Raw genomic sequence first — 19,755 nt, 5'->3', positions numbered from 1 at the left:
CGGACGCAGGCAGGAGGTCCGCAACATGGAGCAACTGACCACACTGGACGCGGGTTTTCTCGAGGCCGAGGACTCCGACCGCCACATCAGCCTGGCGATCGGCGGGCTGGTCATCCTGGAAGGGCCGCCGCCGGATTACGCCGCCCTGATCTCCGCGTTGGGTGCGCGGATCAGCGGCTGCCGGCGGTTCGGCCAGAAACTGCTGGTGCACCCGTTCGACCTGGCGCCGCCGCAGTGGGTGGCCGATCCCGATTTCGACATGGCGCATCACCTGCGGCGGGTCGCGCTGCCGGACCCGGGCGGCGACGCCGAACTGTTCGGCTTCGTCGCCGACCAGATGGCGCGCCGGCTGGATAGGGATCGGCCGCTGTGGCACATCTGGGTGATCGAGGGGCTGACCGGCGACCGGTGGGCCATGCTGGTCAAAATTCACCACTGTATCGGCGACGGGATCGCGACCTCGCACCTGTTCACCGGGCTCTGCGATGAAAGCGACGACCTCGGCGACGGGGTGGCGAGTTTCGCCGGCCACCTTCGAGGCTCGCACGAATCGCATTCGGGCGAATGGCATTTCGGACTTCCCGCCGTGAACACCAGCCCTGCGGCCTGGGCCGCCGATCTGTGGAATGTGTCGACCGCGATCAGCGCCGCGGCCCTACGGGCCGCCCGCGGCACCGTCGAGTTGTCGGCCGGGCTGCTGCACCAGGGCACCCCCACCTCGTTGAACGGACCGATGAGCGCGATGCGCCGGTACAGCTCGGCGAAGGTATCGCTCGCCGACGTCCACCAGATCTGTCAGGCGTTCGACGTGACCCTCAACGATGTCGCGCTGGCCGGTTTGACCGAGGCCTACCGCGGCATGCTGCACCGCCGCGGCGAACGCCCGCTGCCCGAAACGCTGCGCACGTTGGTGCCGGTGTCCACCCGCGGCGGCGGCGCCGTCGACGCGACCGACAACCGGGTGTCGGTGATGCTGCCCTACCTGCCGGTGGAGGAGGACAACCCGGTGCGGCGGCTGAAACTGGTGCACGCGCGGCTGAGCCGAACCAAGCGCACCGGGCAGCGCCAGGCCGGCAGTGCGTTCGTCTCGGCGGCCAACCACATTCCGTTCCCGCTGACCGCATGGGCGGTGCGGCTGTTGACGCGGCTGCCTCAGCAGGGCGTCACCACCATCGCGACCAATGTGCCGGGTCCGTCGCAGACCCTGCACATCATGGGCCGCACGGTGCTCGACGTGCTTCCGGTGCCGCCGATCGCGCTGCAGCTGCGTACCGGGGTGGCGATGCTGAGCTACGCCGAGAGCCTGTTCTTCGGCGTACTGGCCGACTACGACACCATGCCCGACGTCGACGAATTCGCCCGCAGCATCGAGACGGCGGTGGCCCGGCTGGTGGCCGCCGCCAAGCGGCGCAAGACCAACCGGGAGCACGCCGAACACCGGCGCCCGTCGCTGGTGGCGACCGGCTGAGCTGGGGCTCAGCCCGGCAGCACCGGCTGTGCGCCGGCGACCATGAACGGGCCCAGCGGCGACCAGCTCTGTTCGTCCTCGGCCCGCGACGACGACAGCGCCAACACCCCGCGCGGGTCGGCCACATAGACCGTGGACGGGTCGGCGACGATCGTGGACACCGGCAGCTGCAGATTGCCGTTGGGCGCATCGGAGTTCACCCCGTCGATGTTGACGTAGGACACCGGGTGCTTCGGGTCGGATCGGCTCACCACGATGTCGTCGCCGGTGCGCCAGCTCAGCGACACCACCGAGGAGCCGAGCCCGAAGCCCAGCCGGCGCGGATAGTTCAGCACGAACTGGCCGGCCGCGGTCTGCTCGACGCCGGCCAGGATCACCTGTCCGCCGATCACCATGGCGGCCCGGGTGCCGTCGCGGGACAGCTGCAGCTCGCTGATCGGTCCGGGGAACCGCGCGTTGATCGCCCCGGAGTCCACCGGGATCCGGGCCGGGCGCCCCGAGGCCACCTCTTGGATCGCGCGCAGCACGTTGTTGCCGTCCACGACCACCCATACCGCTTCGTCCAGCGACCAGCTCGGCCGCGACAAGGTGTGCCCCTCGGCGGCCTGCACCGCCTCGCCGCCGAGGTCTCCGATCCACAACGTGGCCGGCGGGTCGGGGGCACCCGGGTGCACCACCACCGAGGCCACCTGACGTCCGTTGCGCGACAACGCCGCCGCCTCCTGGTCGGGTTCCCGCCCGAACGCCCCGGGCACCCGGTTGGCCTGCTGTCCGTCCAGGACGAGCAGCGACCCGCCGACCAGCGCATGTATTCCGGCGCCGGCGCCGTCGGAGGCGCCCGGGTCGGTGGTGGCCACATCGGAGGTCGTCCAGCCATCCGGGAACCGGTCGTCGAGCGCCGCACCGTCGGCAGTGATCACGTACGGGCCCTTGATATCCGCCCGCGCCAGCGTCCAGATCAGTTGGGCGGCAAGCAATTGCCTGCTGTTGGGGTCGGTGGTCGACAGGCTGTCCAGGTCGATCTTCGCCCCACCGTAGCCGCGGCCCACCCCGCTCTTGCCGCCGTCGGCCCGGGTCACCGGACCGCGCAGCCGCAACGGTGCCGCCAGCAGGTTGCGCACACCGGCCATCTCCGGGCGCGGGCCGGCGATCAGCTTGGACACCAGCTCGGTGGCCAACTGGTCGGGGTCGGACACCGCGACGTAGCGCGGATCGGGAACCACCGTCTTGCCGGTCGGGTCGACGAAATACAGCGTGTTGCGCTTGTAGGTGGCCTGAAACTGCTGCCAGTCCAAGAAGACTCCGTTGGGCAGCCGGTCGATGCGCCAGCCGTCGGAGGTCTTGAGCAGTTCGATCGGCTCCGGGGCGGGCAGGGCGCCCTCGGCGGTCTCGAACACCCCCATGTCCGACAGCGAACCCAGCATGTCGGCGCGCATGGTGACCGCAACCCGGTCGGCGCTGCGGGTCTCGACGAACACCACGTTGTCGATCAGCAGCGCACTGCCGGCGTCGTCCCAGGCATCCGACGCCGACTGGGTGAGGAACTGCCGTGCCGCGCGGTGCCGGTTGGCCGGGTCGGCGGTCGCCTTGAGGAATTCGCGCAGCAACACATCGGGGTCCATGCCCGGGGTGGGTTTGGGCAGCACCGTCGGCGGCGGCGCCTGCACGGTGCCGATCGCCTGCGGGGCCGATGTGCTGGGCACTCCGGCGCAGCCCGCCAACGCCAGGGCGGTACTTACCAGGGCGGGTATCAGCGCCACCGCGCGCAGCCGGCGGTTAGCGAGGCTCGACGCAGGAGAGACGAAGCTGGACCGCCGCATCCGAACCCGCGCCATCACCCGCTCCGCTCGGCGTGTTCACGCGCTCGCTGCCGAAGCTCGCGGCGCTCGGCGGCGGTCACCGGCTTCATCGGCAGCGGGCTGGTGGTGACCTTGTGGCCGCGCACCAGCGGCAGGGTCAGCCGGAAGCAGGCGCCCTTGCCGGGTTCGCCCCAGGCCTCCAGCCGGCCCTGGTGCAGCCGGGCGTCCTCGACGCTGATCGCCAGCCCCAGCCCGGTCCCCCCGGAGCGCCGCACCCGCGAGGGGTCAGCGCGCCAGAACCGGCTGAACACCAGCTTCTCCTCCCCCGGCCGCAACCCCACCCCGTGGTCGCGGACCGTGACCGCGACGGTGTCGTCGTCGGCGCGCATCCGGATCACCACCGGCTTGTGCTCGGCGTGGTCGATCGCATTGGCGATCAGGTTGCGCAGGATGCGTTCCACCCGGCGCGGATCCACCTCGGCGATCACTCCTTCGCCCGGCAGGTCCACCCGCAGCTCGACGCCGGCCTCGGCGGCCAGATGTCCCACGTTGTCCAGCGCGCTCTTGACCGTCGAGCGCAGGTCCACCGACTCCACCGACAGCTCGGCCACCCCGGCGTCGTGCCGGGAGATCTCCAGCAGGTCGTTGAGCAAGGACTCGAACCGGTCGAGTTCGCTGACCAGCAGCTCGGTGGAGCGTCGCAGCGAGGGCTCCAGGTCTTCGCTGTGGTCGTGGATGAGGTCGGCGGCCATCCGCACGGTGGTCAGCGGGGTGCGCAGCTCATGGCTGACGTCGGAGGTGAACCGGCGCTGCAGGTTACCGAACTCTTCGAGCTGGGTGATCTGGCGCGACAGACTCTCGGCCATGTCGTTGAACGAGACCGCGAGCCGGGCCATGTCGTCTTCGCCGCGGACCGGCATGCGTTCGGACAGGTGCCCCTCAGCGAACCGTTCGGCGATCCGCGAGGCCGACCGCACCGGCAGCACCACCTGCCGGGACACCAAAAGCGCAATGCCGGCCAGCAGCACCAGCAGCACCAGGCCGCCGGTGGCGATGGTGCCGCGCACCATGCTGATCGTGTTGCGCTCGGTCCCCAGCGGGTAGATCAGGTACAGCTCCAGGTTGGTGATCCGCGACGTCGTCGGCGTCCCGATCACCAGCGCCGGGCCGGAAAACCCCTCCACGTGCACGGGGGCGTACTGGTAGCTGACCTGACCGGCCTTGACGAATTCGCGCAGTGCGGCCGGCACCTGCTCGACCGGCCCGGCGGTGGTCGCCGCCCGCGGGCCTTCGCCGAGCACCACCAGCACCGCGTCGAACGCGCCCGCGGTTCCGCTGCCGGCGGCCGGGCCGGTTTTGCTCATCAGCGTGTTGCGGGCCAGTTGCAGGCTCGAGGTCAGCGAACGGGCCTCCTCACCGCCGACGATGCCGCCGGCCGTGACGCGGGCCCGCTCGATCTGCTCGGTCGCCGCCCGAACCTTGACGTCCAGCACCCGGTCGGTGATCTGGCTGGTCAAAACGAATCCGAGCGCCAGGATGACCGCAGCCGACAACCCCATCGTGAGCACCACGACCCGCAGCTGCAGTGACCGGCGCCAGGCGACCTGCACCGCGCGGCGCAGCGTGTTCACGCCGAGCAGCAGGGGACCCGACCGCCGGGGGCGCCGTCTGGAGCTGAAGATCACGTGCGCCGCTCCCCGGTGGGGATCACGGAGGTCCGGCCTTGTAACCCACTCCTCGAACGGTCAGCACCACGGTCGGGTTCTCCGGGTCTTGCTCCACCTTGGCCCGCAGGCGCTGGACGTGCACGTTCACCAGCCGGGTGTCGGCCGGATGCCGGTATCCCCAGACCTGTTCGAGGAGCACTTCACGAGTAAACACCTGGCGCGGCTTGCGTGCCAGGGCCACCAGCAGGTCGAACTCCAACGGCGTCAGGGAGATCTGCTCACCGGCACGACTCACCTTGTGCGCCGGTACATCGATGTCGATGTCGGCGATGGAGAGCATCTCGGCAGGCTCGTCGTCGTTGCGGCGCAGCCGCGCGCGCACCCGGGCCACCAGTTCCTTGGGCTTGAACGGCTTCATGATGTAGTCGTCGGCGCCCGACTCCAGACCGAGCACCACGTCGACGGTGTCGGTCTTGGCGGTGAGCATCACGATCGGCACCCCGGAGTCCTTGCGCAGCACCCGGCACACGTCGATGCCGTTCATGCCGGGCAGCATCAGGTCCAGCAGCACCAGATCGGGCCGCAGCTCGTGCACCGCGGTGAGCGCCTGGGTGCCGTCACCGACGACCGCGGTGTCGAAACCCTCCCCACGCAGCACGATGGTGAGCATCTCGGCCAGCGAAGCGTCGTCGTCGACGACGAGAATCCTTTGCCTCATGGCGTACATCGTGTCATCAGATCGAGACAAAATCCTGCTACCACGCGCGTGTTTCGCAGGTTAAACGTGCAGAACGCCGGCCAGCTCGGCCGCCGAGACCGTCGGGCCGGCCAGCTGCCACCGCCCGGCGAACCCGGCCCGGGCCAGTCCGCGGTACACCTCGCCGGTGCGGCGCTGCAGGCCGTCGTCGCGCTCGTAGCTGTCGCGGGCCCGGGCGGTGTCGTGCACCTCGCGATTCCGGGCGCGCTGGGCGGCGAGCTCGGCGGGGACGTCCAGGAGGATCTGCCAGTCCGGCGCGGGCAGCTGCAGCCGCTCGAATTCCAGCTGCCGCACCCAGCCCACCACCTCGCCGTCGGCGTCCTGATGCAGCCGGGCTGCGCTGTAGGCCGCACTGGAGGCCACATACCGGTCCAGGATCACCACGTCGTTGCTGGTGTGCAGGCTCGCGATCTCCTCTTTGGCGCCGGCCCGGTCCAGCGCGAACAGCAACGCCATCGCGTACACCGAATCGGCCAGGTCGCCGTGCTGCCCGCGCAGCGCCTCGGCGGCGACGTCGGCGGTCACCGAGCTGCCGTAGCGCGGGAACGCGCAGGTGGCCACCGATTTCCCGGCGGCTTCGAACGCCGTCCGCAGGCCCCGGCTCAGGGTGTTCTTGCCGGCGCCGTCGACCCCTTCGATCGCAATCAGCACGGCGGCAGCCTACCCACGTTTCCTGCCACCCGGAGTACCGCTGACCGCTAAACTGACATCCGCCGACCCAGGGGGAAGCTCATGACCGCAGATACAGGTTCTCGACGCAGCGGGGCGAACTGGATCACGGCGGCTGCCGCCGTGATCGCCGCGGTGGCCGCTTCAATAGCGGCGTTCTTCGCTTTCGTCACCCACAGCAAAACCGAGTACGCGGCCTCCAACAGCATCAAGCCCGCCTACCAGGCGCTGTGCGTCGCCTACAGCGACTTCGTGCTCACCCAGTCCCACAACGGCTATACGCCCGAAGAGATCCAGCGAGTCATCGATTTCGCCGGCAGCCACCCGATCGACCCGCCCGACGGCGATGGTGGTGGACCGGATCAGTCCGGCATGCCCGACCGGTGGCCGTCTATCAGTGACGCAAAAGCCTGCGGCACGCCGGCGGAGATCATGGCTCACGCCAAGCGCTGAGCGGCTGGCTTACCAGCCGCCGCGCCCTCCGCTGTGAATGAATCCATTGATCCGACCGCCGTTGATCCAGCCGTTGTTGCCCCAGTTGCCTTTGCCCACGTTGCCGTGACCCCAACCGCCGTGGCCGCCACCACCGTGACCGCCACCGCCGTGCCCCCAGCCGCCGCCCAACGGCATCCCATCGACGCCGGGCGGTAGATCAGCGGGAACGGAGGGACCGGCGACCGCGGGGCTGGCCGCCGCGACAGCGACCTCACCGGCGGGAACACCAATGACCGCCATGGCGCCGGCCAGCACAGCGGCACCCGCGATGCGGCTGATCGCTGTGGAAATCGATCGCGATGAACTCATGGACTCAGTCTCCCCTCTTCATCAGCTTCTGCACCCACCGTAGTCCTCGGAGCGGAGACCCGCCGCCTCGGCGGCTCCCGCACGCCGGAGGTTCCCCGCGCAAAAACCCCCGTTCCGGCGCCGGAACGGGGGTTTTGCCAGGCCTAAAGATCAGTACCGGTAGTGGTCCGGCTTGTAGGGGCCCTCGACGTCGACGCCGATGTACTCGGCCTGGTCCTTGGTCAGCTTGGTCAGCGTGCCGCCGAGCGCCTCGACGTGGATGCGGGCCACCTTCTCGTCGAGGTGCTTGGGCAGCCGGTAGACCTCGTTGTCGTACTCGTCACCCTTGGTCCACAGCTCGATCTGGGCGATGACCTGGTTGGAGAAGCTGTTGCTCATCACGAACGACGGGTGCCCGGTGGCGTTGCCCAGGTTGAGCAGCCGGCCCTCGGAAAGCACGATGATCGACTTGCCGGTGTCACCGAAAGTCCACACGTCGACCTGCGGCTTGACGTTGTCGCGGGTGGCGCCGGAGGTCTCGAGGGCGGCCATGTCGATCTCGTTGTCGAAGTGCCCGATGTTGCCCAGGATGGCCTGGTTCTTCATCGCCTTCATGTGCTCGAGGGTGATGATGTCCTTGTTGCCGGTCGTGGTGATGACGATGTCGGCGTCGCCGATGGCCTGCTCGACGGTCTGGACGTCGTAGCCCTCCATCAGCGCCTGCAGCGCGTTGATCGGGTCGATCTCGGTGACCGTCACCCGGGCGCCCTGGCCCTTGAGCGATTCCGCGGAGCCCTTGCCGACGTCACCGAAGCCGCAGACCAGGGCCTTCTTGCCGCCGATCAGTGCGTCGGTGCCGCGGTTGATGCCGTCGATCAGCGAGTGCCGGCAACCGTACTTGTTGTCGAACTTGCTCTTGGTGACCGAGTCGTTGACGTTGATCGCCGGGAACACCAGCTCACCGGCGGCAGCCAGCTGGTACAGGCGCAGCACACCGGTGGTGGTCTCCTCGGTGACGCCCTTGACCGACTCGGCGATCTTGGTCCACTTGGTCTTGTCGGTCTCGAAACGCTCGCGCAGGGTGTTGAGGAAGACCTTCCACTCGTGCGAGTCGCCGTCCTCAGCCGGCGGGACCACGCCGGCCTTCTCGTACTGGGCGCCGCGCAGCACCATCATGGTGGCGTCGCCGCCGTCGTCGAGGATCATGTTGGCCGGCTCGCCGTCCCAGGTCAGGGCCTGCTCGGCGCACCACCAGTACTCCTCCAGGCTCTCGCCCTTCCAGGCGAAGACCGGGGTGCCCTTGGGCTCCTCGACGGTGCCGTGCGGCCCGACGACGACCGCAGCGGCGGCATGGTCCTGGGTGGAGAAGATGTTGCAGGACGCCCAGCGGACCTCTGCGCCCAGGTCGACCAGGGTCTCGATGAGCACCGCGGTCTGGATCGTCATGTGCAGCGAGCCGGTGATGCGGGCGCCCTTGAGCGGGTTGACGCCGTGGTACTCGTTACGCAGCGCCATCAGGCCGGGCATCTCGTGCTCGGCCAGCCGGATCTCCTTGCGGCCGTACTCGGCCTGCGACAGGTCGGCCACCTTGTAGTCGATGCCGTTGCGGCTGTCCGCGGTCAAACTCATCAGTGCGCCCCCGTAGGTTCAGTGAAATCAGCTCCGCTACAAGCTACCGGCGGAGGTCGGAGAATGCTCGAGCGGGTCAATCGCCGTCGATGACCCCGTAGGTCTCTGCCGCCGGGGTGAACAATCGGGCCAGGTCAGCGGCCACATCGTGGTCGGCTTCGGGGGGCATCGAGACGTAGCTCATGGCCAGTCGGACGATGGCCCGGGCCAGGATGCCGGCGTCTTCCTCGCTGGCCTTGACCCAGCTGTGCATGAACGACGACGTGAGCCGCTGCGAGCAGCGGGTGATGATCGGGCCGCTGTCGGTGGTGATGATCTGCAGCAGGTCGGGCTTGGCGACACCGGTCAGCAGCGAGATCACCAGCGGGTCGGCGGCCGAGGAGGAGAAGAAGGACCGGAACCCTTCCAGGAACGCGGCATGGACGTCGCCGACGTTGCCGTAGATCGCGCGCTCGACGGAGTCGACGAGCCGGTCGGCCAGCCGGATGGCATAGCCCTGCGCCAAGCCCTGGCGCGAGCCGAACTCGTTGTAGATGGTCTGTCTGCTGACGCCGGCCGCCTCCGCCACCGCGGCCAGCGTGATCGACGACCAGTCCCGGCTGGTCAGCAGCTCCCGCATCGCGTCGAGCACCGAGTCGCGCAGCAGCGCCCGGGATGCCTCGGCGTAGGGAATGCGTTTCACCACCGCGAGATTAGTGGGTGTCACGCCTGGACCTGTTCGAAGTCTTGCTTCTCGCGGACCGCGCAGTCCGGGCAGCACCAATCCTCGGGGATCTGCGCCCACGCCGTGCCGGCCGGAAATCCTTCCCGGGGTGCGCCGAGCGCCTCGTCGTAGACGTAGTCGCAGCCCGGGCAGCGGTAGCTCGCCATCACGCGGCCGCCCGCTCGATGTCGCTGGCCCCGTAGCGGGCCAGGATCTTCTTCCGCCGGCGCGGGTCGATGTTGGCCCGGGTGATGTCGCCGCCGTAGTGCGCCAGCACTCGGTGATCCATCAGCTTCCGCCACAGCGGCGGGATATAGGTCAGCCCGATCAGCGACGCGTACCCGCTGGGCAGGTTCGGCGCCTCGGCCATGCTGCGCAGCGTCTGGTAGCGCCGGGTCGGGTTGGCGTGGTGGTCGCTGTGCCGCTGCAGGTGGTAGAGGAACAGGTTGGTGACCAGATGGTCGGAGTTCCAGCTGTGTTCGGGCGTGCAGCGTTCGTAGCGGCCGTTGGCGCGGGTCTGACGCAGCAGGCCATAGTGCTCGATGTAGTTCACCGATTCCAGCAGCGAGAAGCCGTAGACGGCCTGGATGACGACGAACGGGATCAGCGCCGGGCCGAACACCGCGATCAGCACACCCCAGAACACCACCGACATCAGCCATGCGTTGAGCACGTCGTTGGACAACCGCCAGGGACTCTTGTCCAGCCGACGCAGCCGCGCCGCCTCCAGCTGCCACGCCGAACGCAGCCCACCGACGACGGTGCGCGGCAGGAACTCCCAGAACGTCTCGCCGAACCGGCCCGACGCCGGGTCTTCGGGGGTGGCCACCCGCACGTGGTGGCCGCGGTTGTGCTCGATGTAGAAGTGGCCGTAACAGCTCTGCGCCAGGGTGATCTTGGACAGCCAGCGCTCCAGCAAGTCGCGCTTGTGGCCCAGTTCGTGGGCGGTGTTGATGCCGACGCCGCCCAGCACCCCCACCGACAGCGCCAGCCCGATTTTGGCGAACCAGCTGAGTGACCCCTCGACACCCAGCCAGCTCAGGTCGGTGGCGGTGAACAGGTAGGCGCCCAGCACGACGCTGGCGTACTGGCACGGGATGTAGGCATACGTGCAGTAGCGGTAGTACCGGTCGTTCTCCAGCTGCGCCATGGCTTCATCGGGAGCGTTCTGTCCGTCGACGCCGAAGCGCAGGTCCAGCGCGGGCAGCAGCAGGTAGACCAGGATGGGCCCGATCCAGAACGGCAGCTGCGCGGCGGTGTGCCAGCCGAGCCGGTTCATCGCCGCGATGATCGGCAACATGGTGAACAGTGCGGTCGGAGCGATCAAGCCCATCAGCCACAGGTATCGCTTCTTGTCCCGCCATGCCTGCGGTGCTGCCGCCGCCGCGCCCGTTTGCGCCATCCCGAGCCCCTCCTTGTGAGTTCGACCACCGTTGCGGATGGACATTACCTGTTTGCACGTCGGCTGTCTAGACATTAGATGGCAATTTGTACACACAGATTTGGCGCACTGCGGTCGACGGATCCGTATAGCTTTGAGTGCACTTTGACTGCAGAGGGCACGCACCGATGGGCACCACCGCGATGACGGGCGCAGGTTCGAGGACGGGTTCGAGCGCGGCTTCGCGGCCCCGTTCGGCCTTCCGGGTCGGCGCCGACTATGCGACCGGGCTGGCCTTTGCCCACCTGCTCACCAGCGCCGAAGCGATCGCGGTGGTGCTGTCCCTGAGCGGTGAAACCCCCACCGGCGCCAATATCCTGCTGCGCCCGCAGCACGTGATCCTGACCGCGGCGCTGGTCGGGCTGGGCACCTTGGCCGTGGTCATCGCGGGAACGGCCAACATCGTGCCGTCGCTGCGCTGGTACACCGCCGGTCAGCAGCCCGACGCCGGGCAACGTCAGGGCGCGATCAACATTTTGCGGCGCCAGTCGACGATCGTGCTGGGCACCTGGGTGATCGGCGGGGCCATCGGCCTGGCCGCGCTGCGCTCGACAGACGTCGGGCTGATCGTGCTGCTGGCCATGGTCGTCGTCTTCGGCGGAACCGCCTCGGTGTGCACCAGCATGCTGTTCACCCACCGCACCTTCCGGCCGATCGTGGCGGCCACCTGGCGCAATACCGATGTCCGCGCCACTGCTCCCGGCGTGCTGGCCCGGCTGGTCACCATGTGGTTCATCACCTGCGCGCTGCCCGCCGCGGCCATCGTCGTCCTGATCGCCTGCCGGCGGATGGGGTGGGTCATCGACCGCAGCGCCTCGGTGGAGACCCCGGTGCTGGTGCTGTGCCTGGTCGCGGTGCTGCTCGGGATGCGCGCCATGATCCTGGTGGCTCGTTCGGTCTCCGATCCGGTCGGCGAGGTCGTCGCCGCGATGGCCCGGGTCCAGCACGGCGAGATGGACGTCTCGGTCAGCGTCTACGAACACTCCGAGATCGGCCGGCTGCAAACCGGATTCAACCGGATGGTGGCCGGCCTGCGCGAACGCGACCGGCTGCGGGATCTGTTCGGCCGGCATGTCGGCCCGGACGTGGCCCGCCTGGCCGTCGAGCAGGAGCGCGCGCTCGCCGGCGACGTGCAGGAGGCGGCGATCCTGTTCATCGACCTGGTGGGTTCGACGGAGTTGGCGGCCACCCATCCCCCGGACGAGGTCGCCGCGGTGCTCAACGACTTCTTCCGCATCGTGGTGGCCGCCGTCGACGCGCAGCACGGCTCGATCAACAAGTTTCAGGGCGACGCCGCCCTGGCGGTGTTCGGCGCCCCGGTCCCCGTCGACGGTGCGGCCGCGGCGGCGCTGGCCACCGCCCGCACCCTGCACACCGCGCTTCGCCGACTGCCGTTGGTGGACTTCGGGATCGGCGTCTCGGCGGGTCCGGTGTTCGCCGGCAACATCGGCAGCGAGAACCGCTACGAGTACACGGTGGTCGGTGACGCCGTCAACGAGGCGGCGCGGTTGGCCGACCGCGCCAAGGCCGTCAGCGCCCGCGTGCTGTGCTCGCAGACCGCGCTGGAACGCGCCGACGAGCACGAGCGCAGGAACTGGGCGCGGCACGGCTCGGCGGTGCTGCGCGGGCGTGCCCAGCCCACGGTGATGTCCATGCCGACAACCGGGATGTGACCCAGCTCCCAGACTCATGCCACACTCGGGGCATGGTTTACGCGATCGCCCGCCCGCAGATCGAGGGCAACATTGCCGTCGGTGAAGACCGTCAGCTCGGCTTCGCCGAGTTCGGCGCTCCGCAGGGCCGCGCGATGTTCTGGCTGCACGGCACCCCCGGCGCCCGCCGCCAGATCCCGGTCGAGGCGCGGGTCTACGCCAAGGAGGCGAACATTCGCCTGATCGGGGTGGACCGGCCCGGCATCGGTTCCTCGACGCCGTATCAGTACCAGACGGTGTCCCAGTTCGCCGACGACCTGCGCACCGTGGCCGACACGCTCGGCATCGACAAGATGGCGGTCATCGGGCTGTCCGGCGGCGGCCCCTACACCCTGGCGTGCGCGGCGGCGATGCCCGAGCGGGTGGTGGCCGCCGGGATCCTCGGCGGGGTCGCCCCGGCGGTGGGCCCCGACGCCATCGACAGCGGCCTGATGACGCTGGCCCGGATCGCCGAGCCGGTGCTGCAGCGCGCCGGGCGCCCGATCAGCATCCTGGCCACCGGTCTGATCCGAATGATCCGGCCGGTGGCCGAACCGGCGCTGGAGCTCTACGCGCTGATCTCCCCCGAGGGCGACCGTCGGCTGCTGGGCCGGCCGGAGTTCAAGGCGATGTTCCTCGATGACCTGCTCAACGGCTCCCGTAAGCAGCTCGCCGCTCCCATCGCCGACGCCGTGCTGTTCGCCCGTGACTGGGGTTTCCGGCTGGACGAGGTGAAGGTGCCGGTGCACTGGTGGCATGGCGACGCCGACCACATCGTTCCGTTCGCGCACGGGGAACACGCCGTCTCCCTGCTCCCCGACGCCCGGCTGTATCCGATCGCCGGGGAAAGCCACCTGGCCGGGCTCGGTCGCGCCGAGGAGATTCTGCGCGCCATGGACGAGGCCTGGGACCGCGTCGAGTCGCGCTGACCGAGCCATGACCGCACCCCAATCGATCAGGGAGCTGTTCGCCCAGCTCGGCCTGCAGGAAGTGCCGTCGGCGGACGGCACCCTGACCATGGAGATGCCCGTCGACGAGCGGGTGGTCAACACCGCCGGCGGACTGCAAGGCGGGTTGATCGCCACCATGGCCGATGTCGCGGCCGGGCAGCTCGCCGCTCGCAGCACGGCATTCGGCAACGGCATCGCCACCACCGATCTCTTCATCCGCTACCTGCGGCCGATCAAGATCGGACCGGCCCGGGCGGTGGCAGCCATTCTGCGCACCGGCCGACGCTCGGTGGTCGTGCAGGTCGACATCTACCGGGGCAACGACGACGAGCTCGCGGCCACCGCGACGGTGAACTTCGCGGCCATCGAACTGCCCGCCGGGTAGCGCGGTCAGTGCGCCGCGGTGCGCCGGCTCTCGATGAAGTGCGGCAGCCGGAACCGGCGCGGCTCATGCGCGACCGGTGCCTCCTGCGCCACTCCCCCGTTCTGAGCCGCGGCGTAGGCGCCCGAATTACCGGTGACCCGCAGCACCTGGCCGCGCCAGGTGATGTCGGCCTCCCGGTAGGCCTGCACCAGCGCGCGCTCCAGCAGTTCGTCGGCCTGCTCAATGGAAAGCGCTGCCAGCTCGACGAAGTCGCCGTCGCGGGCGTCGAGTTTGAGCGTCGTCGGCCCGGTCTCGACCAGATCGCAGTTGGCGCGGATGCTCAGCTCGGCATTCGAGCGCGCCAATCCGGCCAGCGCGTAGGCGCCCAGCAACGCCCGGCATGCCTCGTCGCCGGCGGGGCCGCAGTCGAATCGCAGCTGCCGCAGGGCGGCGAAGCTGAGTACCTGGGTGCGAAGGATGCGGCTGCAGCAGACGGTGTCGGAGCCCGCGCGCGAATCCGCCGCCGCGCCTTCGACGAGCACGCCGATGATCTCACCGGAGACCGCCCCGCGAAAGCGGCTCTGGCCGGTGCCGCGGGCGGCGTCGATCGCGCCGAAAGCCAGGCTGCCGGGGCTCAATTCCATGAGGGCGCGGGCGTTTTCGGGGGCGCTCTCCCGAGCGGCCCGGTAGACCGGGTGGGCGATCGCCGGGTGGGCGTCGATCGACCCGGTCAGGAAGTGGCCGTCGAAAACCCGTTGCGGCAGTTCGAGATCGGTGTAGACCGTCCGGCCGCCCTCGTAGGAGACCTCCATGCGCGGCACCCGGCTCAGTACCGGGTGCTGATCGCGGACGCCTTGCAGGATCGCGGCTTCCATGCGCTGGATCTGGCCCTGGTTGTCGTCGACGACCACTGTCACCGTCGGGTTGCCATCGATCAGGCGGGTCTCGGTGGCGATGGCCGACGGGCCGCGTCCGGCCCGGCGGGCCGGGCTGATCGCGGCGTGGGGGCCGCCCGCCGGCGCCAACTCGGTGGCCAGGCTCAACGTGCTGGCCCCGCCGGCCTGACACGCGGCGGTGAGCTGTTGGTAGGAGAAGCGGGACAAGACGGTCAACTTTCTACTCCAGCGAGTCTGGCACAGGGGTGCGGTCCAGGTCAGGTTCGAGAAAGATGACCCGGGCTGCGGGCACGGCCGCGCGGATGTTGGCTTCGGCGTCGTCGATGGTGGCCGCGATCGCGGCCAGATCCAGCCGGGGAAGCACCGCGATCTTGGCCCCCACCAACATTTCGTCGGGCCCCAGGTACTGGGTGCGGATGTGGATCAGCCGGGTGATGTTGGCGGTCTGTTCCAGCGCCGCACGAATGGCCCGGTCCTCGGCGACGGTGGCGCCCTCCCCGATCAGCAGACTGTGCATCTCGACCATCAGGAAAACCGCGACCACCCCGAGCAGCGCGCCGATGCCCAGGGTCGCCACGCCGTCCCATACCGGGTTGCCGGTGAGCATGCTCAAGCCCACCCCCGCCAGCGCCAGCATCAGGCCGATCAGCGCGGCGGTGTCCTCCAGCAACACCACCGGAAGCTCCGGGTTGCGCGAGGTGTGCAGGAACCGCAACCAACTGCCCTCGCCCTTCAGCGGACGCGACTCGCGCACCGCGGTGCGAAAACTGTAGGTTTCCAATCCGATTGCCACCACCAGGATCGCCACCGCCACCAGCGGGGAACTCAACTCGACCGGGTGGCGGACTTTCTCGTAGCCCTCGTAGATCGCGAACATCGAGCCGAGGCTGAACAGCACCAGCGCCACCACGAACGACCAGAAGTAGCGGCTGCGTCCGTGCCCGAACGGGTGCAGCGCATCGGGAGCTTTGGCCGCGGCCCGCTGGCCGTAGAGCAGCAGCGCCTGGTTGGAGGTGTCGACCACCGAGTGCACCGCCTCGGCGAGCATGGCGGCGCTGCCGGTGATCAGATAGCCGACGAACTTCGCCGCGGCGATTCCGGCGTTGGCGACCAGCGCCGCGACGATCGCCCTGGTACTACCGGACGAGGACACTCACAGGCCTATCGTCGCGCGGAACAGTGCCGCCGGCTGCTGGGCCAGCAGCCGGATCGGCCCGTCGTCACTGGGCACCCAGGCCGACTCGCCACGGTGCAGCGTCAACGTCCCCGTCTTGGCGTGCACGGTGACCGAGCCCTCGGTGCACAGCAGGATCTGCGGGCCGTCATGGTGGGCCGGCGCGTCCACCTCATGACCGAGGTAGGCGCCGTCCAGCGTCAGCCGTGACACCGCGAACTCCTCGGCGGGGGTCTGGTAGACCACCTCGGGTCCCTCGGTGTGCACCGCCGATCGCAGCGCCTCCGCGGTGGTCGGAGTAAAGTCCAGCACCCTCAGCAGTTCCGGGACGTCGACGTGCTTGGGCGTCAGCCCGCCGCGAAGGACGTTGTCCGAGTTGGCCATTACCTCCAGCCCGACACCGTGCAGGTAGGTGTGCAGGTTGCCGGCTGCCAGGAAGATCGCCTCGCCGGGGGCCAGGCTGACCCGGTTGAGCAACAGCGCGGCCAGCACGCCGGCGTCGCCCGGGTAGCGCTCACCGAGTTCGAGCACCGTCTTGGCCTCCGCGGCGAATTCGCCGGCCTCGGAACTGAGGTATTGGATGGCCCCTTCGAGCACTGCGGGCACCAGCACGTCGAGATCGGGCTGGGGTGCGGTGATCCAGGTGGTGAACAGGGCGCGCAGGCCGTCGGCGTCGGACTGGCCACCGTCCGGGCAGGCACCGAGCAGGTCGATGAACGGGTCGAGGTCCGAGACCGCCAGCGCCCGCAGCAGCTCAATGGTCCGCGCCGCGGGCCGGAAACCGGCCAGCGCCTCGAACGGCTGCAGCGCCACCAGCAGTTCCGGTTTGTGGCTGGTGTCGCGATAGTTGCGGATCGGCGAGGACACCGGAACCCCGAGCCGCTCCTCACGCTCGTAGCCCTCGATGGCCTGCATGGTGCTGGGGTGGGCCTGCAGGGACAGTGGCTCGTCGGCGGCCAGCACCTTGACCAGGAACGGCAGCCGGTCACCGAAGCGGGCGTGCGCCACCGCGCCGAGCTGCCCCTCCCAGTCGGCGGTCAAGACGTCCAGCAGCGATGCCTCGCCGTCGGCAGTCTCCAGCCAGGCCGGGTCCCCGGGGTGCGCGCCCAGCCACAGCTCGGCCTCCGGGTGTGCCGCTGGGACCGGCCGACCGGTGAACTCGGCGATAGCGGTCCTCGAGCCCCAGGCGTAGGTCCGTATCGCGCCCCGTAGTGGTTCCACAGTTCTCGTCAACCCCGCACAAGTCGCACATAGGCGGCCGCCATCTCCAACCGCACGGCCAACACCGCAAGCTGCTGTTCGACCCCGCCGGGGCCGGTCGGCGCCGGCGCCTCCAAAAACCCAGCCGGTGCCGCGGTTTCCTCCGGCGCCCCCGGCGACAGCGGCACATCCCCCGCGCCGACCAGGTCGGCGTCGTCCAGGCCGCTGACCCGGGCCGCGACCACGGTACGGTCGGCGGCCAGCGTCAAGGCCAGCACCCGCAGCCGGTCGGCGGCCGGGCCGTCGATCTGCTCGTCATGAAAGATGTCGGCGGATCCCGCGGCGGCCCGGGCCCGCAGTGCGCTCACCGCATCGGCCAGTCCGGTCGCGGCCACCGTGGTCAGCCCGATCCGCAGCATCGCCGCGCAGCCGTGCCGGGCCAGCGCCAGCGTCGCCGCGCAGTCACCGGCCAGCGCGACTTCGCGGCCGATGATCCGGTCCGCCAACATCTTGGCCGGATTGGTGAACAGCTCGCGCCCGGCGCTGTTGCGCAGCGCCTCGGCGTCGAGTTCGTCGGCCAGCGCGCCCAGGTCGGTCGCGGTGGCCGCTGTCTCCACAGCGTCCATCACCGCCAGCCCGGCGGCCAGGTAGCGCGGCAGGCCGAACTCGTCCGGGACACCCAGCCGCGGCTCCAGCACCGCGACCCGGCCGGCGGTGGCATCGCGCAGCGGGCCCTCGTAAGGCGCGACCACCACCACCCGCGCGCCGCGCCGCACCCCGGCTGCGGCGGCGGCGACCAGCGCCGGATCCCCCGGATCGTCACCGGCGACGACCAGCACATCCAGCGACCCGACCCACGCCGGGGCCTCGGCGGCCAGCACCAGCGGTTCGCGAGCCGAGTCCCCGCGAGCCGCGGACAGCAGGCTGCCCGCCGATGCCGCCGTTCCGCGGGTCGCCACCCAGATCAGCGTGCGCGGCGGATAGTCCCGGCTGTCGCTGCGCACCGCGTCCAAGGCGCCCTCGGCGACCGCCGCGGCGGTGGCGCGCACCTGCGCCCCGGCCATCGACGCCGCCCACAGCGCCCCGTCCCGGTCGGCGGCCAGCAGCGCCTCGGTGTCGTCGAGGTCAACGGTGGAAGAGAACGCGTTCACGACCGTGACTTCTCGGCGGCGGGCACGGCCTCGATCTGCTCGGCGACCTTGGCCACCACCGCATCCACCGCGGCGGCGTCGGGCGCCTCCACATTGAGCCGCAGCAGCGGTTCGGTGTTGGAGCTGCGCAGGTTGAACCAGCTGCCCTCACCCAGATCGACGGTCACCCCGTCCAGGCGGTCGACGGAGGCTTGCTCGCCGAACGCCGCGAGGACCGCCTCCACACACGCCGCTGCGTCATCAACGGTGAAGTTGATCTCGCCGGAGGCCGCATACCGCTGATAGTCGGCGGTCAGTTCGGACAGCGGCCGCTGCTGTTCGCCGAGTGCGGCCAGCACGTGCAGGGCGGCCAACATGCCCGAGTCGGCGCCCCAGAAGTCACGGAAGTAGTAGTGCGCCGAGTGTTCCCCGCCGAAGATGGCGCCGGTCTCTGCCATCAGCCCCTTGATGTAGGAGTGCCCGACCCGCGACCGCAGCGGGGTACCGCCGCGCTCGGCCACCAGTTCGGCCACCGCCCGCGAAGTGATCAGGTTATGGATCACCGTCGCACCGGGCTCGCGGGCCAGCTCGCGGGAGGCGACCAGACCGGTCACCGCCGACGGGGACACCGGCTCACCGCGCTCGTCGACGACGAAGCACCGGTCGGCGTCGCCGTCGAAGGCCAGGCCGATGTCGGCACCGCTGTCTCGGACGAAGGCTTGCAGGTCAACGAGGTTGGCCGGGTCCAGCGGGTTGGCTTCGTGGTTGGGAAAGTTGCCGTCCAACTCGAAGTACAGCGGTAGCAGCGTGACCGCCTCGATTGAGCCGAACACCGCCGGGGCGGTGTGGCCGGCCATCCCGTTGCCGGCATCGACGGCGACCCGCAGCGGGCGCGAGCCGCTGATGTCGACCAGGGAGTGCAAGAACGCCGCGTAGTCGTCCAGCACGTCCCGATCGGTGATGGCGCCGCGCTGCCCGGACCGGCCGGCACCCGGGTCCACGCCGGCGATCAGCTCGTCGCGGATCCGGCCCAGGCCGGTGTCGGCGCCGACGGGCTTGGCGCCCGCCCGGCATAGCTTGATCCCGTTGTAGGCGGCCGGATTATGGCTGGCGGTGAACATCGCGCCCGGGCAGTCCAGCGAGCCGGAGGCGAAGTAGAGCTGGTCGGTCGAAGCCAGACCGATCCGGACCACGTCGAGGCCCTGGGCGACCACCCCTTCGGCGAACGCCGCCGACAGTGGTGGCGAGCTCTCGCGCATGTCGTGGCCGATCACCACCTGGCGGGCGCCCTCGTCGCCCATCAGCCGGGCGAATGCGGCCCCGACCTCGGTAACCAGTGATTCATCGATCTCCGAACCGACCAGGCCACGTACGTCGTACGCCTTGATCACACGGTGGACAGCCGCAGCGGGCCGAGACATGGACAGGGCTCCT

General features: G+C 69.8%; 19 protein-coding genes. 5 read left to right on the top strand and 14 right to left on the bottom strand.

Annotation, left to right across the window (positions count from 1 at the left end; translation table 11 throughout):
- The first annotated feature begins 25 nt into the window (after nucleotides 1–25).
- The gene (locus tag A5648_RS11390; protein WP_065024640.1) at nucleotides 26–1,468 is read left to right on the top strand and encodes a WS/DGAT/MGAT family O-acyltransferase; all 1,443 of its coding nucleotides are present in this window, start codon (nucleotides 26–28) and stop codon (nucleotides 1,466–1,468) included.
- 8 nt (nucleotides 1,469–1,476) lie between these two features.
- Here A5648_RS11390 and lpqB read toward each other — a convergent pair whose 3' ends face one another.
- Genes lpqB through A5648_RS11370 form a run of 4 tightly spaced genes read right to left on the bottom strand, consistent with a single transcriptional unit; the run spans nucleotide 1,477 to nucleotide 6,342 of the window.
- The gene (gene lpqB, locus A5648_RS11385; protein WP_234787399.1) at nucleotides 1,477–3,303 is read right to left on the bottom strand and encodes an MtrAB system accessory lipoprotein LpqB; all 1,827 of its coding nucleotides are present in this window, start codon (nucleotides 3,301–3,303) and stop codon (nucleotides 1,477–1,479) included.
- On the bottom strand, nucleotides 3,303–4,952 hold the full coding sequence (mtrB, locus tag A5648_RS11380; protein ID WP_065024639.1) for an MtrAB system histidine kinase MtrB: 1,650 nt from the start codon (nucleotides 4,950–4,952) through the stop codon (nucleotides 3,303–3,305). Before mtrB ends, lpqB begins: the two co-directional genes overlap by 1 nt.
- Nucleotides 4,953–4,974: 22 nt before the next feature.
- On the bottom strand, nucleotides 4,975–5,661 hold the full coding sequence (gene mtrA, locus A5648_RS11375) for a two-component system response regulator MtrA (protein WP_019737852.1): 687 nt from the start codon (nucleotides 5,659–5,661) through the stop codon (nucleotides 4,975–4,977).
- A 51-nt stretch (nucleotides 5,662–5,712) separates the two neighbouring features.
- On the bottom strand, nucleotides 5,713–6,342 hold the full coding sequence (locus tag A5648_RS11370; protein ID WP_065024638.1) for a dTMP kinase: 630 nt from the start codon (nucleotides 6,340–6,342) through the stop codon (nucleotides 5,713–5,715).
- Between the two features lie 81 nt (nucleotides 6,343–6,423).
- Here A5648_RS11370 and A5648_RS11365 point away from each other — a divergent pair, with 81 nt between their 5' ends.
- Nucleotides 6,424–6,813, top strand: coding sequence for a hypothetical protein (locus A5648_RS11365; RefSeq protein WP_131810553.1), 390 nt, complete (start codon nucleotides 6,424–6,426; stop codon nucleotides 6,811–6,813).
- Between the two features lie 9 nt (nucleotides 6,814–6,822).
- On the opposite strand, the gene A5648_RS11360 is transcribed toward A5648_RS11365, so the two are convergent.
- The 5 genes from A5648_RS11360 to A5648_RS11340 all read right to left on the bottom strand — a co-directional run bounded on the left by A5648_RS11360 (nucleotide 6,823) and on the right by A5648_RS11340 (nucleotide 10,877).
- A complete protein-coding gene (locus A5648_RS11360) occupies nucleotides 6,823–7,164 on the bottom strand; it encodes a hypothetical protein (protein WP_131810552.1) in 342 nt (113 codons plus the stop codon).
- A gap of 150 nt (nucleotides 7,165–7,314) precedes the next feature.
- Nucleotides 7,315–8,772 (bottom strand): adenosylhomocysteinase, encoded by a 1,458-nt coding sequence (gene ahcY, locus A5648_RS11355; protein WP_065024635.1) that lies wholly within the window; start codon nucleotides 8,770–8,772, stop codon nucleotides 7,315–7,317.
- A 76-nt stretch (nucleotides 8,773–8,848) separates the two neighbouring features.
- Nucleotides 8,849–9,478, bottom strand: a complete 630-nt coding sequence (gene alkX / locus A5648_RS11350) for a TetR family transcriptional regulator AlkX (protein ID WP_428844330.1) — start codon at nucleotides 9,476–9,478, stop codon at nucleotides 8,849–8,851.
- The gene (locus A5648_RS11345) at nucleotides 9,475–9,642 is read right to left on the bottom strand and encodes a rubredoxin (RefSeq protein ID WP_065024634.1); all 168 of its coding nucleotides are present in this window, start codon (nucleotides 9,640–9,642) and stop codon (nucleotides 9,475–9,477) included. Before A5648_RS11345 ends, alkX begins: the two co-directional genes overlap by 4 nt.
- Entirely contained in the window at nucleotides 9,642–10,877 is a 1,236-nt protein-coding gene (locus tag A5648_RS11340; RefSeq protein WP_065024633.1) for an alkane 1-monooxygenase, read from the bottom strand. Before A5648_RS11340 ends, A5648_RS11345 begins: the two co-directional genes overlap by 1 nt.
- 269 nt (nucleotides 10,878–11,146) lie before the next feature.
- On the opposite strand from A5648_RS11340, the gene A5648_RS11335 reads away from it, so the two are divergent.
- The 3 genes from A5648_RS11335 to A5648_RS11325 are packed head-to-tail and all read left to right on the top strand — an operon-like array spanning nucleotide 11,147 to nucleotide 13,942.
- Nucleotides 11,147–12,589, top strand: a complete 1,443-nt coding sequence (locus A5648_RS11335; RefSeq protein ID WP_065024669.1) for an adenylate/guanylate cyclase domain-containing protein — start codon at nucleotides 11,147–11,149, stop codon at nucleotides 12,587–12,589.
- 32 nt (nucleotides 12,590–12,621) lie between these two features.
- Nucleotides 12,622–13,536 carry an alpha/beta fold hydrolase gene (locus tag A5648_RS11330; protein WP_065024632.1) on the top strand — a complete coding sequence of 305 codons (915 nt, stop codon included), beginning with the start codon at nucleotides 12,622–12,624 and terminating at the stop codon, nucleotides 13,534–13,536.
- 7 nt (nucleotides 13,537–13,543) lie between these two features.
- Nucleotides 13,544–13,942 carry a PaaI family thioesterase gene (locus tag A5648_RS11325; protein WP_065024631.1) on the top strand — a complete coding sequence of 133 codons (399 nt, stop codon included), beginning with the start codon at nucleotides 13,544–13,546 and terminating at the stop codon, nucleotides 13,940–13,942.
- 5 nt (nucleotides 13,943–13,947) lie between these two features.
- Here the strand turns inward: A5648_RS11325 and A5648_RS11320 are convergent, their stop codons facing one another.
- Genes A5648_RS11320 through A5648_RS11300 form a run of 5 tightly spaced genes read right to left on the bottom strand, consistent with a single transcriptional unit; the run spans nucleotide 13,948 to nucleotide 19,742 of the window.
- On the bottom strand, nucleotides 13,948–15,033 hold the full coding sequence (locus A5648_RS11320; RefSeq protein WP_234787398.1) for a type I-U CRISPR-associated protein Cas7: 1,086 nt from the start codon (nucleotides 15,031–15,033) through the stop codon (nucleotides 13,948–13,950).
- 4 nt (nucleotides 15,034–15,037) lie between these two features.
- Nucleotides 15,038–15,970, bottom strand: a complete 933-nt coding sequence (locus tag A5648_RS11315) for a cation diffusion facilitator family transporter (protein ID WP_065024629.1) — start codon at nucleotides 15,968–15,970, stop codon at nucleotides 15,038–15,040.
- Entirely contained in the window at nucleotides 15,971–17,212 is a 1,242-nt protein-coding gene (gene manA / locus A5648_RS11310) for a mannose-6-phosphate isomerase, class I (RefSeq protein ID WP_065024628.1), read from the bottom strand.
- 8 nt (nucleotides 17,213–17,220) lie between these two features.
- Nucleotides 17,221–18,342 (bottom strand): TobH protein, encoded by a 1,122-nt coding sequence (locus A5648_RS11305; RefSeq protein ID WP_065024627.1) that lies wholly within the window; start codon nucleotides 18,340–18,342, stop codon nucleotides 17,221–17,223.
- Nucleotides 18,339–19,742, bottom strand: a complete 1,404-nt coding sequence (locus A5648_RS11300) for a phosphomannomutase/phosphoglucomutase (protein ID WP_065024626.1) — start codon at nucleotides 19,740–19,742, stop codon at nucleotides 18,339–18,341. The genes A5648_RS11305 and A5648_RS11300 overlap by 4 nt, the downstream gene beginning before the upstream one ends.
- Between the last annotated feature and the right edge of the window lie 13 nt (nucleotides 19,743–19,755).

It is taken from the genome of Mycolicibacter sinensis (genome assembly GCF_001673565.1).
Lineage (GTDB): Bacteria > Actinomycetota > Actinomycetes > Mycobacteriales > Mycobacteriaceae > Mycobacterium > Mycobacterium sinense_C.
The sequence above is the reverse complement of the archived record's forward strand: the minus strand, read 5'-3'. Positions and strand labels throughout refer to the sequence as shown.

What these genes read in the sequence shown, in the direction of transcription:
- A5648_RS11390 (WP_065024640.1), top strand. Translation starts at nt 26, where the DNA reads ATGGAGCAACTGACCACACTGGACGCGGGTTTTCTCGAGGCCGAGGAC.
- lpqB (WP_234787399.1), bottom strand. Translation starts at nt 3,303, where the DNA reads ATGGCGCGGGTTCGGATGCGGCGGTCCAGCTTCGTCTCTCCTGCGTCG.
- mtrA (WP_019737852.1), bottom strand. Translation starts at nt 5,661, where the DNA reads ATGTACGCCATGAGGCAAAGGATTCTCGTCGTCGACGACGACGCTTCG.
- A5648_RS11365 (WP_131810553.1), top strand. Translation starts at nt 6,424, where the DNA reads ATGACCGCAGATACAGGTTCTCGACGCAGCGGGGCGAACTGGATCACG.
- A5648_RS11360 (WP_131810552.1), bottom strand. Translation starts at nt 7,164, where the DNA reads ATGAGTTCATCGCGATCGATTTCCACAGCGATCAGCCGCATCGCGGGT.
- ahcY (WP_065024635.1), bottom strand. Translation starts at nt 8,772, where the DNA reads ATGAGTTTGACCGCGGACAGCCGCAACGGCATCGACTACAAGGTGGCC.
- A5648_RS11345 (WP_065024634.1), bottom strand. Translation starts at nt 9,642, where the DNA reads ATGGCGAGCTACCGCTGCCCGGGCTGCGACTACGTCTACGACGAGGCG.
- A5648_RS11340 (WP_065024633.1), bottom strand. Translation starts at nt 10,877, where the DNA reads ATGGCGCAAACGGGCGCGGCGGCGGCAGCACCGCAGGCATGGCGGGAC.
- A5648_RS11330 (WP_065024632.1), top strand. Translation starts at nt 12,622, where the DNA reads ATGGTTTACGCGATCGCCCGCCCGCAGATCGAGGGCAACATTGCCGTC.
- A5648_RS11325 (WP_065024631.1), top strand. Translation starts at nt 13,544, where the DNA reads ATGACCGCACCCCAATCGATCAGGGAGCTGTTCGCCCAGCTCGGCCTG.
- A5648_RS11300 (WP_065024626.1), bottom strand. Translation starts at nt 19,742, where the DNA reads ATGTCTCGGCCCGCTGCGGCTGTCCACCGTGTGATCAAGGCGTACGAC.